This window comes from Nonlabens marinus S1-08 (genome assembly GCF_000831385.1).
Lineage (GTDB): Bacteria > Bacteroidota > Bacteroidia > Flavobacteriales > Flavobacteriaceae > Nonlabens > Nonlabens marinus.
On record NZ_AP014548.1, the window covers coordinates 537,933 to 552,231 of the forward strand.

The following is a 14,299-nucleotide window of genomic DNA, read 5'->3' on the forward strand; positions in this document are numbered from 1 at the left end:
CCTATGGAGACATTACACAAAATAGGTAGAAGAAAGACTGCCGTAGCCCGTATCTACATGACTGAAGGTAAAGGCGATATTACAATCAACAACAAACCTTTAGACCAGTACTTTACAACAGGTACTTTGCAGTATAAAGTGAAGCAAGCTTTTATGCTTACTGAAAATGTAGATGCATTTGATGTAAGAGTAAATGTATTTGGTGGTGGTATCACTGGACAGGCGGAAGCTATACGCCTTGCGATCTCTAGAGCGTTAGTTGCTCTTGATGAGGAAAACAGAGCAGCACTTAAACCAGAAGGTCTTATGACTCGTGACCCTAGAATGGTGGAGCGTAAGAAATTTGGTCAAAAGAAAGCGAGAAAGAAATTCCAATTCTCCAAGCGTTAATACAACATACACTTTCCCGTTTGAGATTCTCAAGCGGGATTTGTTCTTTATTTATTATTTTAATTTGCTGTCAACTCGATTGCCGTCGAGTGCTAGTTTAGCATCTAAATGGGTGAGGCAACTTCCATCGTGGAACGACCACTTATCCATTGCTATCTGACAGAACGTAAACTATTTAACAATGGCAAATACAATCGAAGTCAAGGACTTACTTGACGCAGGTGTACACTTCGGACACCTTACCCGTAAATGGGACCCAAACATGGCGCCGTACATCTACATGGAGCGTAACGGCATCCACATTATCAACCTTTACAAGACTACTGCAAAGCTAGACGAGGCTAAAGATGCATTGCGCAAGATCGCAGCATCTGGACGTAAGATTCTTTTTGTTGCTACTAAAAAGCAAGCAAAAGACATCGTTGCTGACCTAGCTGGTGACGCTGGTATGCCTTACATAACTGAAAGATGGCCAGGTGGAATGTTGACCAACTTCGTAACTATCCGTAAGGCAGTTAAGAAGATGGCTACAGTTGACCGTATGAAAAAAGATGGTCGCTACGAAACTCTTTCTAAGAAAGAACGTTTACAAGTAGACCGTATGCGTGCAAAATTAGAGAAGAATTTAGGTTCTATTTCTGAAATGACTCGTATGCCTGCAGCCCTATTTATCGTTGATACGGTACGTGAGCACATCGCTGTTGCTGAAGCATTGAAATTGGGTATTCCAATTTTTGCAATGGTAGATACCAACGCTAATCCACGTGATATCGATTATGTGATCCCATCTAATGATGATGCATCTAAGTCTATCGAGATCATCGTTAAAGCAGCAACTAATGCTGTGAAAGAAGGTTTAGAAGAGCGCAAGACTGAGGCTGGCGATGACCAACCAAAGGAAAAGAAAGAGAAGAAAGCTAAAAAAGCCAAGAAGGCTGTAGCTTCATCTGAAGAGGAAGAATAACAATAACTCTGATAAAACAGAATTAAAACGTACAAAATGGCAAAAATAACCGCCGCTGAAGTAGGTAAACTTAGAAATACGACCGGTGCTGGTATGATGGACTGTAAGAAGGCCCTTGTAGAAGCAGATGGTGATTTTGATAAAGCAATCGACATCCTAAGAAAAAAAGGACAGAAAGTTGCCGCTAAGAGAGCAGACCGCGACTCATCTGAAGGTGTAGTTGTAGCAAAAATCAATGATGAAAATACCAGAGGTATTCTATTATCATTGAATTGTGAGACTGACTTTGTTGCAAAAAATGATTCTTATGTAGAACTAGCTAATAAAGTTGCTGAAGTAGCTTTTAACTACAATACAAAAGAAGAAGTTCTAGAAGCTGACCTTGACGGGATGACCGTAGGCGAAAAGCTAATCGAACAAACTGGTGTTATAGGTGAAAAATTGGAAATCGGTGGCTTTGAAGTATTTGAAGCTCCTTTCGTAGGTGCCTATGTACACGGTGGAAAAATCGGTGCTTTAACCGGGTTGAGTTCTGAAAGCGACAATAAAGAAGAAGTAGCAAAATCGGTAAGCATGCAAGTAGCTTCTATGGGAGCCACTACTTTGTCTTATAAAGATTTTGATCCTGAATTCGTAAAGTCTGAAACTGAAGCTCGAATTGCAGCTATCGAGAAAGACAATATTGAAAGAGGACGTTTAGGCAAGCCGCTTAAGAACATTCCTTTATTCATCTCTAGATCACAAGTTACTGATGCCGCTCTTGCAGAAGCTAAAGCAAACTATGAAGCAGAACTAAAAGCAGAAGGGAAACCAGAAGCTATCTGGGATAAAATCATTCCAGGTAAATTAGAGCGTTTCATTTCTGACAACGTTTCTCTTGATAAAGAACAAGCATTGCTTGACCAAGACTTTATTATGGACGACAAGAAAACAGTAGCACAATATGTAGATTCTAAAGGTGCTGATGTGGTAGGATTCAAAAGAGTTTCTATCGCTTAAGTACAACCGGATACAAATTACAAAGCCCTTTTCCTTTCCTTGGAAAAGGGCTTTTTTTATGCGGCGTTTAAAAATGAAACAGCAAATCCCTTATCCACCTTTGATCAATAATTAACAAGCCTATAAATTCCTTAAATTATCTTGCAGTATGATTTACCGTTTACTACTTGTTTTATTATTGGTTGCCAGTTGTGATTCCAACGGTAATTCCAATGGTGATAAAGAGCCTGAACCGGTTTTTGAGATCAAAAGTATTGCGCCTTTAGACAGTAGCCTAACGGAATCATCAGGTGTCATTACCATCGATGAAAAGCTTTATACACATAGTGATATGGCAGGTCTAGCAGATTTGTTAGAGCTCAACACAGACGGAAGCATTGCAAATACTATAACATACTCAAACATTCGTGTCAAAGACTGGGAAGATACCGCTGTAGACGATAAATTCATTTATATAGCAGATATAGGAAATAATCTAGGAAATAGAACTGACCTACGCATTTTCAAGGTAGCTCTATCTAATTTGATAAACACTAATGCCACTGCAGAAACCATTTCTTTCTCCTTTAGCAATCAAACTGATTTCGGGAACAGTCAATACAATCAAACCAGTTATGATGCAGAGGCAATGGTGGTTATTAATGGCCAGATTTATATTTTCACAAAAGACTGGTTGCAATTAAACACTCAGGTCTACCAGTTTGAAAACGTAGAAGGTACATATCCTGTAGCACCTATAAATAGCTTGAATATAGGTGGATTAGTCACTGGCGCCACCACTAATCCTAATGGAGAAATTATCCTTTGTGGATATAGCCCAACGCTGGCTCCATTTGTAGCACGCTTAGTTTTAAAAGATGGAGTTCCAACGGTAGATCGCAAGGTGGATATAAGTGGTATGCTAGGTAGCGGCTCACAAATAGAAGGTATTGCATATTTCAAAACAGTTGATGGCGTACCTGTTTATTACTTGACCAGCGAGAAATTTACCAGAACCATTGCAGGCCAGCAAATAGAGTTTCCCGCAGCCTTATATGAATTGCGATGGAATGATTAAAAGTTCGCTTTCGCGAAAGCGAACTTCACCAAAATATTCAATGTCATGAATACAAAATATCTGCCCGGCAGAAATATCATTTTAACCTTCCTTACTGTCATTATACTTACAGGCTGTGCGACAAAAAGCACGTCTAAATCACAAAATTCAAGCCTACTGCAATCATTTGAAATAATAAGTGATTTAGATCTAAAAATAACGGAGACTTCTGGTCTTGAGCGACACAACAATCAACTACTGACGCATAACGATAGCGACGACACACCCACAGTTTATTTTTTGAATACCACTGGCATAATTGAAGGTAGCACCACATTTACCAATATGAAAAATGTGGACTGGGAAGATATGGCTATTGGAAACAGTTCTCTTTTTATCGCAGACATAGGAAATAATTACGGTAACAGAACCGACTTGAAGATCTACAAAATTCCAGTTTCAAAAGTTACCAATCCTAAGGTTGAACCAGACCTGATTCAATTATCATACACTGCTCAAACAGAATTTAAAAGGAAAAACCAAAACCACTCCTATGATGGAGAAGCCATAGTATATCTCAATGGAGAGTTACTTTTATTTTCTAAAGACTGGGTCAATTTTACTACAGACGTTTACCGTATTAACGAGAAACTGAAAAACCAAAAACTAGAACGATTCCAACAATTCGATGTTCAAGGATTAATAACAGGCGCTGCCTTTAATAATAAAGATCGCATCGTATTGTGTGGCTACAATAGTAGCTTAGAGCCTTTTATAGCAGTAATATCTGTGACTGAAGGGAAATTGAAATTAACCGATCGCATTGCATTACCTATTGTAAACGGAGCTCAAGTGGAGGCTATTACTTACTTTGGAAACCGTGGGGATCAAGAAGTGTATTATCTCACCAGCGAGGCAGTGAACATAAAATTAGGGGAAGATGAAGCCACGAGCAAGGGGCAGCTTTACAAGTTGACATTGAAAAAATGACTTAGATTCCTAACAAATGATTCTCTTCTATTAATTTATATTTGCAGGACACACGACATTACTATGAAATACAACCGCATACTTCTTAAACTTTCTGGAGAAGCCCTTATGGGTGACCGACAATACGGGATTGATCCTGAAAGACTGGCAGACTATGCTAAGGAGATCAAACAAGTAGTGGATCAGGGAGTCCAGGTAGCAATAGTTATAGGTGGTGGTAATATTTTCAGAGGTGTTGCGGGAGCTAGCAACGGGATGGATCGCGTTCAAGGTGACCATATGGGAATGTTAGCAACGGTCATCAACGGTCTTGCCCTACAAAGTGCTTGTGAAGATGCTGGAATCCCTACCAGACTTCAAACAGCCATCCAAATCAATGAAGTAGCAGAGCCTTTTATACGTAGAAAAGCAATGCGTCATTTGGAAAAAGGTCGTGTAGTTATATTTGGAGGAGGAACTGGGAATCCTTATTTCACTACAGACAGTGCTGCAGTTTTAAGAGCCATTGAAATTGAAGCAGATGTTATATTAAAAGGAACTCGTGTGGATGGTATCTACACCGCAGACCCTGAAAAAGACAGTAGTGCGACTAAGTTTGACTTCATATCTTTTGAAGATGTCTTGCGCAAAGGTCTAAAGGTCATGGACACCACGGCCTTTACATTGAGTCAAGAAAACGAATTACCTATTATCGTGTTTGACATGAACACTCCAGGAAACTTATTGAAATTAATAGGTGGAGAGGCAATAGGGACTAAGGTACAAATATAAAATTGGCAAGCAAATTGCCATTTCATACTAAAAGAAAGACCACATCATGAATGAAGAAGTAGATTTTGTTCTAGACAGTGCCCAAGAAGACATGGGCAATGCGATCAAACATTTAGAAAAATCCTTATTGAACATCCGCGCTGGGAAAGCAAGTCCATCCATGCTGGGTGGCGTTATGGTAGATTACTACGGTAGTCAAACACCATTAACGCGAGTAGCAAATGTCAACACACCAGACGCACGTACGATTACTGTACAGCCTTGGGAAAAAGGATTGATTCCTGAAATTGAAAAAGGAATTATGATTGCTAATCTAGGCTTGAACCCTATGAATAATGGGGAGAGTGTGATCATTAACGTTCCTGTGTTGACTGAAGAACGTCGTTTACAATTGGCAAAACAAGCCAAATCTGAAGGAGAAGATGCTAAAATCGGAATTCGAAATGATCGTAAAAATGCGATGAACGAATTGAAGAAGCTGGATATATCTGAAGACTTACTTAAAAATGCAGAGGCTGATGTACAAGCACTCACAGACAAATTTATTGAGAAAGTAGATGGGATGCTTGCAGTAAAAGAAAAGGAAATTATGACCGTTTGATCTTCAACGCATAAGAATCATTTAAAAGCCAGCTTTCTGCTGGCTTTTTTGATGGAAAACCTCACAATATATTCATAGCAAGCGGCTTGTATCAAATCGCTTTCTTTAATTTTACAAACACCTTTAATTGAACCTTCTTTCATGAAGTACTTTCTGATCCTGATTGCTTTTTTCTCTACACTTACCATAGCAGCTCAAGAAAGCACTCCATCTCCAACAGACCTATTGTTGATGAAAGAAGTAATTGAAAGATCCACCGGCAACGACCTCGAGCAAGCTCTAAGCGAATTTCAATATAAGAGCTATGAAAACTTAAAAATTACCGGAGATCCGGAAGCAATTACAGGTCCGGGTTATAAAAAAACAGAACTGCGCAAAACCATTAAGCAAACCCAATTTTTCTTTGCTGAAAAAACTTCCACTTATCTATATACCGACGAGTACGGCCTAAAAGAGCAAATCACTGGAGCTGACATGCCAGGTTTCAACGAGCCCGTCTACCCTATTTATAACATCAATTTTCAATCAGTAAGTGCCTATCGCAAACCCTACATCATTTTTGATAGGGAGTTTATAAATCCTGTTAGCGAGAAGGGATTGCGCAACTACTTTTACGCAAGTAAACAGGATACTGTTATTGACGGTCGCTCTGTTTATAGACTAGACTTTCAACCTCTCAAGGAAGGTCACCCATCTGCCCTACAAGGTAGTTTATATATAGATCAGGAAACTAAGGCTATTGCGCGTGCAGTCTACTTGAATACAGGTGATTTGAACGTTCAAGCAGTACATAATTTTATCTATAGAGAGGATTTGGGGCTCTGGTTCAATACAGAGCGATTTTTATCCATCAAAAAGGAGAAAGACAAAAAAGAATTGGAACTTTTCGGCGCCAGGTTGCAAGTAGGAACTGAAAATGATAACAAGAGAAAAGAAAATCAAGAAGATCTTTACGTATTTCTCAAGGCGATTAACTTTGACTTGAACAATAAGCTGGAACAGTCCTTCGGCCGTAGGGGGTTATTTAAAGAGGTGACTGAAGAAGCCATCAATAAACCGGTAAACTATTGGGATTCCTATCGCGATCTAGCTAACAATACAGATGATGAATTTGCGTCCTATAAAGAGATTGACAGTATTGTAGTTGCCACAAACGTCACAAAAAAATTAGAAACCCTAGACAAATTTAAAGTAGGATATTATCCTGTTGGTTTCTTCGACATTGATCTCAAGTACTTAATCAAATACAATAACTATGAGGCCTTTCGCCTAGGAATAGGCGGTACAACTAACGGAAAACTATTTGAGGACTGGCGATTTGGCGGGTACGTGGCCTATGGAACTAAAGACGATGCCTTTAAATACAATGTCAATGCGGGATATCGATTGAGTAAGGAAAACAATACTTGGTTAAGCATCTACAGAACAGACGACATCAATGAGTTTGCTGCAGAAACCTTTTTAACTGATGCTCGCGTTTATTCTCTATTTGAACCTCGTTTGGTAAACATCCCAACATTTTACCTGTATCGAGAATATGGATTGTCATTACAGCAGCGGTTGTTTCCTAGTGTATTGAGTGAAGTTTCGCTTTCGCGAAAGCAAATAGATCAAACCACCAGGTACACCTATCAACCGTCGGACACCCCTTTTAATAGTTACACCTTAACGGAGTTAAAAGTAGGAGCACGCTGGAGTCCCTACAGCGATTTCATGAGAACACCAGCTGGCTATGAAGAAACTGTCAAAGGGTATCCAGTCTTAAGTGGTCAATTCACTAAAGGTTTTAATGATGTTTTAGAAAGTGATTTTAATTACATTAAAGTGTCTGCCAAAGCTGCCTATACGATTGCACAGGCAAATAAGTCTACTACTGAACTTTCTATTGAAGGTCATTATGCCAGCGGCGAGGTCCCTTTAACTCATTTATTTCATGCCTATCCAAACGCCCCAAACAAAGACGGTATCTTTCAACGGTTTTCAGTAGCAGGAAGACGCAGCTTTGAGACTATGTATTTCAATGAATTCTTTTCTGATAAAATTGCCGTAGGCCAGATCAAGCATGAGTTTGCTCCTTTCAAAATCGCCTCATTCCTGCAGCCAGAACTGGTTTTAATATCAAGGTATGCGATTGGAGATTTAACTGACAAGCAACAGCATATCAACGTGGACTTTCAAACTTTGGAACATGGATATCTAGAAAGTGGTTTTGAGCTCAATCAACTTTTCTATGGGTTTGGATTAAGCGCTGCCTATCGCTATGGAGCATACCACTTGCCCAATTTAGAGGATAACATCTCCATAAAATTTACTTTTTACCTAGAGTTGTAAGGCTTTATACCCGGTGAAGTCTTACGGAGCTAATTATAGTCTCATTTCTTTAAGTCTTACCTTTGCATACTGCTATCACGCCTATGCTTAAGTTATTCAGCTTTAATTTTTGGGATAAAGTCGCAAGGCTTATTCTGCGCAACCGCATCACTATTCTCATTGCCGTACTACTGGTAACCATAGGACTGTCTACCCAATGGAAAAACCTGCAATTCACCCATACTGAGGCTAATTTACTGCCAGACGATCACCCAGTAAACCTAGAATACAATCAATTCTTACAGCAATTTGGAGAGGAAGGAAACCTGATCATTTTAGGAATTGAGGATGTCCAATTGGATACCTATGAAAAGCTAAATGCCTGGAATGAACTCTCTGATAGCATCGCTACCTTTCCTGAGGTAGACCTAGTTTTATCTACCGCAAATTTACCAGAGCTTGTCAAATCTGAGGATGGGACAAAGTTTGAAATCGAACAGCTCGTCAAAGGAAGGCTTAGTTCTAACCGCCAGTTGGACTCACTTAAGCAAAAGCTTTACAGTAATCTGCCTTTTTATAAGAATCTCATTTTTTCTGAAAAAGACAGTGTCCTGCGAACCGCAGTTTACTTGAAGAAAGACATTGTCAACACGGTAGCTCGTAAAGAATTTGTTTTAGAAGATTTGAATCCGTTGATAGAGCGCTACGCCCAGCAGGCAGATCTTGACATCAAGATTTCAGGAATGCCGTACATACGTACCCTGAATGCTCAGAATATTGTAGACGAAATTGGCGTTTTTCTGCTTGCAGCACTCTTAATCACTTCTGGAATCTTCTTTTTCTTTTTTAGGTCATGGCGAGCCACCTTCATTTCGATCGTGACAGTTGTCATAGGTGTGATGTGGGCTTTTGGTATACTAGGTCTATTGCAATTTGAAATTACCGTACTTACAGCACTAATTCCGCCCTTGATTATTGTCATAGGAATCCCCAACTGTATTTTCCTGATTAATAAATACCAGCAAGAAATAAAGAAACATGGGAACCAGGCAAAGTCATTACAACGTGTCATTACTAAAGTAGGTAATGCCACATTGATGACAAATCTCACCACTGCCAGTGGTTTTGCCACGTTTATTTTTACGGAAAGTACCCTCTTAAAAGAATTCGGAATCGTTGCGTCGATTTGTATTGTTTGTATTTTCCTCATCAGTTTGATGGTTATTCCAATCATCTACAGCTACTTAGCCATCCCTAAGAAACGTCACCTAGAACATTTAAGAAAGAGATGGATTGGCGCTTTTGTCGACTGGATGGAAGCGATGGTGCGGAACCACAGGATCTCTATATACATCAGCAGTGTCATCGTTTTGATCATAAGTATGATCGGTATTTATCAAATACGCGTTTCTGGAAGTTTGATTGAAGACATGCCTAAGGGACAGCAATTCTATAAAGACATCAAGTTCTTTGAAGATAGCTTTGATGGTATTATGCCTGTAGAGATTGTAATTGATACCAAGAAAAAAGAAGGTGTCACAAGTTCTAAAAACCTAAAAAAACTAGACAAACTAGAAGAACACATCCTAGAAACCCCAGAGCTTTCTCGACCCTTGTCTGTTGTCAGTCTTGTCAAATATTCTAAACAAGCTTTTTACGGTGGTGATCCAGAATTTTATGACCTGCCTACCAGCAACGAGCGCATGTTCATGGCGCCGCTTATGGAAGGAAGCGGCTCTGATATAGGCCTCATGTCCAGCTATGTTGACAGTACCGGTCGTTACGCACGTGTGACTACCTTTATGAAAGACATGGGTACCGACCGCATGGAACGGGTCGAAGAAAATTTAATTGCAGAAATCAATACCATATTCCCGGCAGAGAAATATGATACGCTTGTGACAGGAAAAGCTTTGGTATTTCAAAAAGGAACCAACTATTTGATCAATAACTTGATCATCTCTTTATCTCTTGCCATAATTTTGATAGCGCTATTTATGGCCTGGATGTTCAAATCCTTCAAAATGATACTGGTATCTCTAGTGCCCAATTTATTACCACTCTTAATAACAGCGGGACTTATGGGTTACATAGGCGTTCCTATCAAACCCTCGACCATTTTAGTGTTTTCCATTGCTTTTGGAATTTCCGTGGATGACACCATCCATTTTTTAGCAAAATACCGACAGGAACTTATCGCTAATGACTGGAAAATCAAGCGATCTGTTTACGGTGCCCTTAGAGAAACTGGCGTTAGTATGTTCTACACCTCGATCGTGCTTTTCTTTGGTTTCAGTACATTCACTATTTCTAGTTTTGGAGGTACCGTAGCGCTGGGTGCCCTGGTAAGTGCCACATTGCTTTTTGCGATGCTTGCTAATCTATTACTACTTCCTAGCATGTTACTTTCATTGGAGCGCCAGATCGCAAACAAGGAAACCATAAAACAACCCGCTATTCCGATAATTGCAAAAGATCTGTACGAGGAAGAATAATGAGGGAGAGCTCGCTTTCGCGAAAGCGAAATTCCCACCCTTACCCTGCACCCTAACGTCTATCTTTTACTGCATTTAAAGGTGACAACATTGAATTTAGACTTCATAAAATTTATATTTGTCGGCTACAGAATGAAAGACAAATGAAAAGAATAGCAGCACTGCTCCAATCGGACCCATCATTACACGAAATTACCGTTAGAGGTTGGGTGCGCAGTTTTAGAAATGACCGCTTTATTGCCTTGAATGATGGTTCCTGTCTAGGGAATCTGCAATGTGTGATTGAGCCTGAAAATTTTGAACGTGAACTGCTAGACCAGATTAATATTGCCGCTGCGGTTGCTGTGACTGGAACACTTGTAGAAAGCGAAGGAAGCGGCCAGCGAGTAGAACTCCAGGCTAGCAAAGTGAAAGTTCTGGCTCCTGCAGATCCTGAAGACGTCAAGAAAACCGTGCTTTCGCCTAAAAGACACAACCTTGAAACCTTGCGTGAGCAAGCGCATTTGAGAGTTCGCACCAATACTTTCGGTGCAGTTATGCGAGTAAGAGCTGCGTTGTCATTTGCGGTACATCGCTATTTTCAAGAAAAAGGTTTCTACCAAGCGCACACACCTATCCTAACTGGTAGTGATGCAGAAGGTGCAGGAGAGATGTTCAGAGTTAGCACGCTAGATCCTAAAAACATGCCATTAAATGAAGATGGTAGCGTAGATTATAAGCAAGACTTTTTTGGTAAAGAATCTAACTTGACCGTTTCTGGACAGTTGGAAGCTGAAACCTATGCGATGGGATTAGGTCAGGTATATACCTTTGGCCCCACCTTTAGAGCGGAAAATTCAAACACCTCTCGACACCTAGCAGAGTTCTGGATGATTGAACCAGAGGTTGCTTTCAATGACTTGCAGGACAACATGGATCTTGCAGAAGATTTTATCAAGGATGTCATCGCCTATGCCATGAAAAATTGTGCGGAGGACATCGAGTTCTTAGAAAACCGCCTACAACAAGAAGAAAAGTCTAAGCCTGAAGCAGATCGCAGTCCCATGCCACTCAAGGAGAAGTTGGAGTTTGTACTTAAGAACCATTTCAAACGTGTTTCTTATACAGAAGCTATCGAAATCTTGAAGTCTTCCAAACCTAATAAAAAGAAGAAATTTAATTATATCATTGAAGAATGGGGCGCTGACCTTCAGTCTGAGCATGAGCGTTTTCTAGTTGAAAAGCATTTTAAATGTCCAGTAATTTTGTTTGATTACCCAGCTAAAATCAAGGCATTTTACATGCGCTTGAATGAAAAAGACAAAGAAGGACGTGAGACTGTTCGTGCCATGGATATTTTGTTCCCTGGAATAGGCGAGATTGTAGGTGGTTCCCAAAGGGAAGAACGTTACGACGTCTTGAAGCAAAAAATGGAAACCATGGGAATTCCTGAAGAGGAATTATGGTGGTATCTAGAAATGCGCAAATTTGGTAGCGTCACTCACAGTGGTTTCGGTTTAGGATTTGAGCGATTGGTTTTGTTTGTTACCGGTATGACCAATATTAGAGATGTGATTCCGTTCCCTCGCACTCCTGGGAATGCTGCCTTTTAATAAACGGCATTAAGTTCAAATAGAAATAGCCTGTCGATGACAGGCTATCTCATTTGAAAGAGATTACAGCAGATATGGGAGAGAACTTTAATTGTAGAAAAAAAGTATGTTTACTTTTATTGTTTAAAGCTTAAACCATGAGACAAATTCTGACTATACTCTTTATTGTATCAGTAATATCAACTTCTGCTCAGAAAAGAAATCACTCAAATGATACCCTGAAAGTTGTAAGCTATAAAGTAACTACAGTTCATGAAGTTTCCCTCATAAACCTTATAGCTACACCTGAAAAGTTCGATGGTAAGTCTTTAAGCGTAAAAGGATTTCTTCAAATTGAGTATGAAAGCTCTAGAATATATTTGAATAAAGCGGATTACGAAGCCGGTATAACCTCAAACTCTATTTGGGTAAACCCAGATGAATTAAGCATGAAGAAAATTCTTAAAAATAACTGCAACGGTCACTACGTTGTACTAGACGGAAAATTTAGGGTGAATTCTGATCATTCATCAATTGTTGGTTCAGGAGAACTTGATGATATAACTAGGGTGTATCGCTTGGACTAAAGTATATCCTAGCTGGATAATAGAAATTTTTCACATTCCAAAATTTAACTTAAATAGTGAACGGATTATTTATAATTTCAATGGCAGTATTGCATCTTGCTTTTTCTATTTTTACGAGTAACGTAATCATCCATGCTTAAACAGTCTTTAAATTTCAAGCTTTCGCAAAAGCTATCACCGCAACAAATTCAGTTAATGAAACTGATACAGTTGCCGACGCAAGCTTTTGAACAACGTGTAAAATCTGAACTTGAGGAAAATCCAGCTTTAGATGACGGCAAAGAAAAGAGTGACGATGAATATGATGAATTTTCCAACGAGAATGAATATGATGATGCGCCAGAGCCGGACATCAATGTAGACGATTATTTGAGTGATGATGAAATTCCAGATTACCGCACCAGAGCCAACAATTACAGCAGTGACGATGAAGAAACCAGCATACCCTATGCCTCCGGTAAGTCTTTCACACAAACCCTTAAAGACCAATTAAACACTCGACGTTTAAGTGAGCAAGACCGCGGTATTGCTGAATTTTTAGTAGGTAGCATCGACAACAGCGGATACATACGCCGCAGTATGGAGGATATCACTGACGACCTTGCGTTCACCATGAATATTTATACGGAAGTTTCTGAAGTAGAAAAAGTTCTTAAAATGGTGCAGGATTTAGATCCAGCCGGTGTGGGAGCTCGAGATTTGCGAGAATGTCTGGTGATTCAGCTTTCGCGAAAGCGGAACAGCCCCACAGCAGATCTTGCATTGAAGATTATTAAAGATTCCTTTGATGCTTTCAGCAAGAAGCACTACCAAAAATTGATCGCTAAATACGATATCACGGAGGATCAGCTGCGGGAAGCTATTGAAGAAATAAGTCATTTGAACCCAAAACCAGGTAGTTCTTATGCAGGAGGAAGCACCCGAATCGTGGAACAAGTGGTTCCTGATTTTACGATAAGAATTAAAGAAGGAGAATTAGAATTGACATTAAACGGTAGAAATACTCCAGAGCTTCATGTAAGCCGGGATTATTCAAACATGTTAAAGGGCTATAAAGAAGCTAAGGAAAAAACTAAATCTCAAAAAGATGCGGTGATGTTCATTAAACAAAAGCTTGATGGTGCAAAATGGTTCATTGAAGCCATTAAACAGCGTCAGGAAACGCTTTTTATGACTATGTCGTCCATTATGAACTATCAGAAGAAATACTTCCTGACAGGCGACGAGCGCAACTTGCGCCCGATGATATTAAAAGATATTGCAGATGAAATCCAGATGGATGTGTCTACTGTTTCTAGGGTGGCTAACTCTAAGTATGTGGATACGCCTTACGGCACTAAACTAATTAAAGAATTCTTCTCAGAATCCATGACTAACACTGATGGAGAAGAAGTTTCTACTCGAGAAATCAAGAAGATTCTAGAGAACGTTATAGGTGAAGAAAGCAAACGCAAACCACTTACAGATCAAAAGCTGGCAGAAATTCTAAAAGATAAAGGATATCCTATTGCAAGACGTACGGTGGCAAAATACCGAGAACAACTCGATATTCCTGTAGCCCGTTTGCGTAAACAAATCTAAGGTT

12 protein-coding genes are annotated in these 14,299 nt (G+C 39.7%); all 12 read left to right on the forward strand.

Annotated elements, in window-relative coordinates; translation table 11 throughout:
• Positions 1–3 precede the first annotated feature (3 nt).
• The 12 genes from rpsI to rpoN all read left to right on the forward strand — a co-directional run bounded on the left by rpsI (position 4) and on the right by rpoN (position 14,295).
• Positions 4–390 carry a 30S ribosomal protein S9 gene (gene rpsI / locus NMS_RS02470; protein WP_041495228.1) on the forward strand — a complete coding sequence of 129 codons (387 nt, stop codon included), beginning with the start codon at positions 4–6 and terminating at the stop codon, positions 388–390.
• Positions 391–571: 181 nt separating this feature from the next.
• Complete coding sequence (gene rpsB, locus NMS_RS02475) at positions 572–1,354, forward strand: 30S ribosomal protein S2 (RefSeq protein ID WP_041495229.1); 783 nt, start codon at positions 572–574, stop codon at positions 1,352–1,354.
• A gap of 36 nt (positions 1,355–1,390) precedes the next feature.
• A complete protein-coding gene (gene tsf / locus NMS_RS02480; RefSeq protein ID WP_041495231.1) occupies positions 1,391–2,353 on the forward strand; it encodes a translation elongation factor Ts in 963 nt (320 codons plus the stop codon).
• A gap of 148 nt (positions 2,354–2,501) precedes the next feature.
• A complete protein-coding gene (locus tag NMS_RS13375) occupies positions 2,502–3,410 on the forward strand; it encodes a hypothetical protein (protein ID WP_052476661.1) in 909 nt (302 codons plus the stop codon).
• A 45-nt stretch (positions 3,411–3,455) separates the two neighbouring features.
• Positions 3,456–4,379 (forward strand): hypothetical protein, encoded by a 924-nt coding sequence (locus tag NMS_RS02490; protein ID WP_041495232.1) that lies wholly within the window; start codon positions 3,456–3,458, stop codon positions 4,377–4,379.
• Positions 4,380–4,442: 63 nt separating this feature from the next.
• On the forward strand, positions 4,443–5,150 hold the full coding sequence (gene pyrH, locus NMS_RS02495; RefSeq protein WP_041495233.1) for a UMP kinase: 708 nt from the start codon (positions 4,443–4,445) through the stop codon (positions 5,148–5,150).
• A 46-nt stretch (positions 5,151–5,196) separates the two neighbouring features.
• The gene (gene frr, locus NMS_RS02500; protein ID WP_041495234.1) at positions 5,197–5,751 is read left to right on the forward strand and encodes a ribosome recycling factor; all 555 of its coding nucleotides are present in this window, start codon (positions 5,197–5,199) and stop codon (positions 5,749–5,751) included.
• A gap of 141 nt (positions 5,752–5,892) precedes the next feature.
• Complete coding sequence (locus NMS_RS02505) at positions 5,893–8,082, forward strand: DUF5686 family protein (RefSeq protein ID WP_041495236.1); 2,190 nt, start codon at positions 5,893–5,895, stop codon at positions 8,080–8,082.
• Positions 8,083–8,165: 83 nt separating this feature from the next.
• A complete protein-coding gene (locus tag NMS_RS02510; protein WP_041495238.1) occupies positions 8,166–10,556 on the forward strand; it encodes an efflux RND transporter permease subunit in 2,391 nt (796 codons plus the stop codon).
• A gap of 143 nt (positions 10,557–10,699) precedes the next feature.
• Positions 10,700–12,148, forward strand: coding sequence for an asparagine--tRNA ligase (gene asnS, locus NMS_RS02515; protein WP_041495239.1), 1,449 nt, complete (start codon positions 10,700–10,702; stop codon positions 12,146–12,148).
• A 137-nt stretch (positions 12,149–12,285) separates the two neighbouring features.
• Complete coding sequence (locus NMS_RS02520) at positions 12,286–12,714, forward strand: hypothetical protein (protein WP_052476663.1); 429 nt, start codon at positions 12,286–12,288, stop codon at positions 12,712–12,714.
• Between the two features lie 132 nt (positions 12,715–12,846).
• Entirely contained in the window at positions 12,847–14,295 is a 1,449-nt protein-coding gene (rpoN, locus tag NMS_RS02525) for an RNA polymerase factor sigma-54 (protein ID WP_041495240.1), read from the forward strand.
• Positions 14,296–14,299 lie beyond the last annotated feature (4 nt).

Excerpts from the sequence above, each read along its gene's own strand:
- NMS_RS02490 (WP_041495232.1), top strand. The coding sequence starts at position 3,456 with ATGAATACAAAATATCTGCCCGGCAGAAATATCATTTTAACCTTCCTT.
- NMS_RS02505 (WP_041495236.1), top strand. The coding sequence starts at position 5,893 with ATGAAGTACTTTCTGATCCTGATTGCTTTTTTCTCTACACTTACCATA.
- asnS (WP_041495239.1), top strand. The coding sequence starts at position 10,700 with ATGAAAAGAATAGCAGCACTGCTCCAATCGGACCCATCATTACACGAA.
- NMS_RS13375 (WP_052476661.1), top strand. The coding sequence starts at position 2,502 with ATGATTTACCGTTTACTACTTGTTTTATTATTGGTTGCCAGTTGTGAT.
- frr (WP_041495234.1), top strand. The coding sequence starts at position 5,197 with ATGAATGAAGAAGTAGATTTTGTTCTAGACAGTGCCCAAGAAGACATG.
- NMS_RS02520 (WP_052476663.1), top strand. The coding sequence starts at position 12,286 with ATGAGACAAATTCTGACTATACTCTTTATTGTATCAGTAATATCAACT.
- pyrH (WP_041495233.1), top strand. The coding sequence starts at position 4,443 with ATGAAATACAACCGCATACTTCTTAAACTTTCTGGAGAAGCCCTTATG.
- rpoN (WP_041495240.1), top strand. The coding sequence starts at position 12,847 with ATGCTTAAACAGTCTTTAAATTTCAAGCTTTCGCAAAAGCTATCACCG.
- tsf (WP_041495231.1), top strand. The coding sequence starts at position 1,391 with ATGGCAAAAATAACCGCCGCTGAAGTAGGTAAACTTAGAAATACGACC.
- rpsB (WP_041495229.1), top strand. The coding sequence starts at position 572 with ATGGCAAATACAATCGAAGTCAAGGACTTACTTGACGCAGGTGTACAC.
- NMS_RS02510 (WP_041495238.1), top strand. The coding sequence starts at position 8,166 with ATGCTTAAGTTATTCAGCTTTAATTTTTGGGATAAAGTCGCAAGGCTT.
- rpsI (WP_041495228.1), top strand. The coding sequence starts at position 4 with ATGGAGACATTACACAAAATAGGTAGAAGAAAGACTGCCGTAGCCCGT.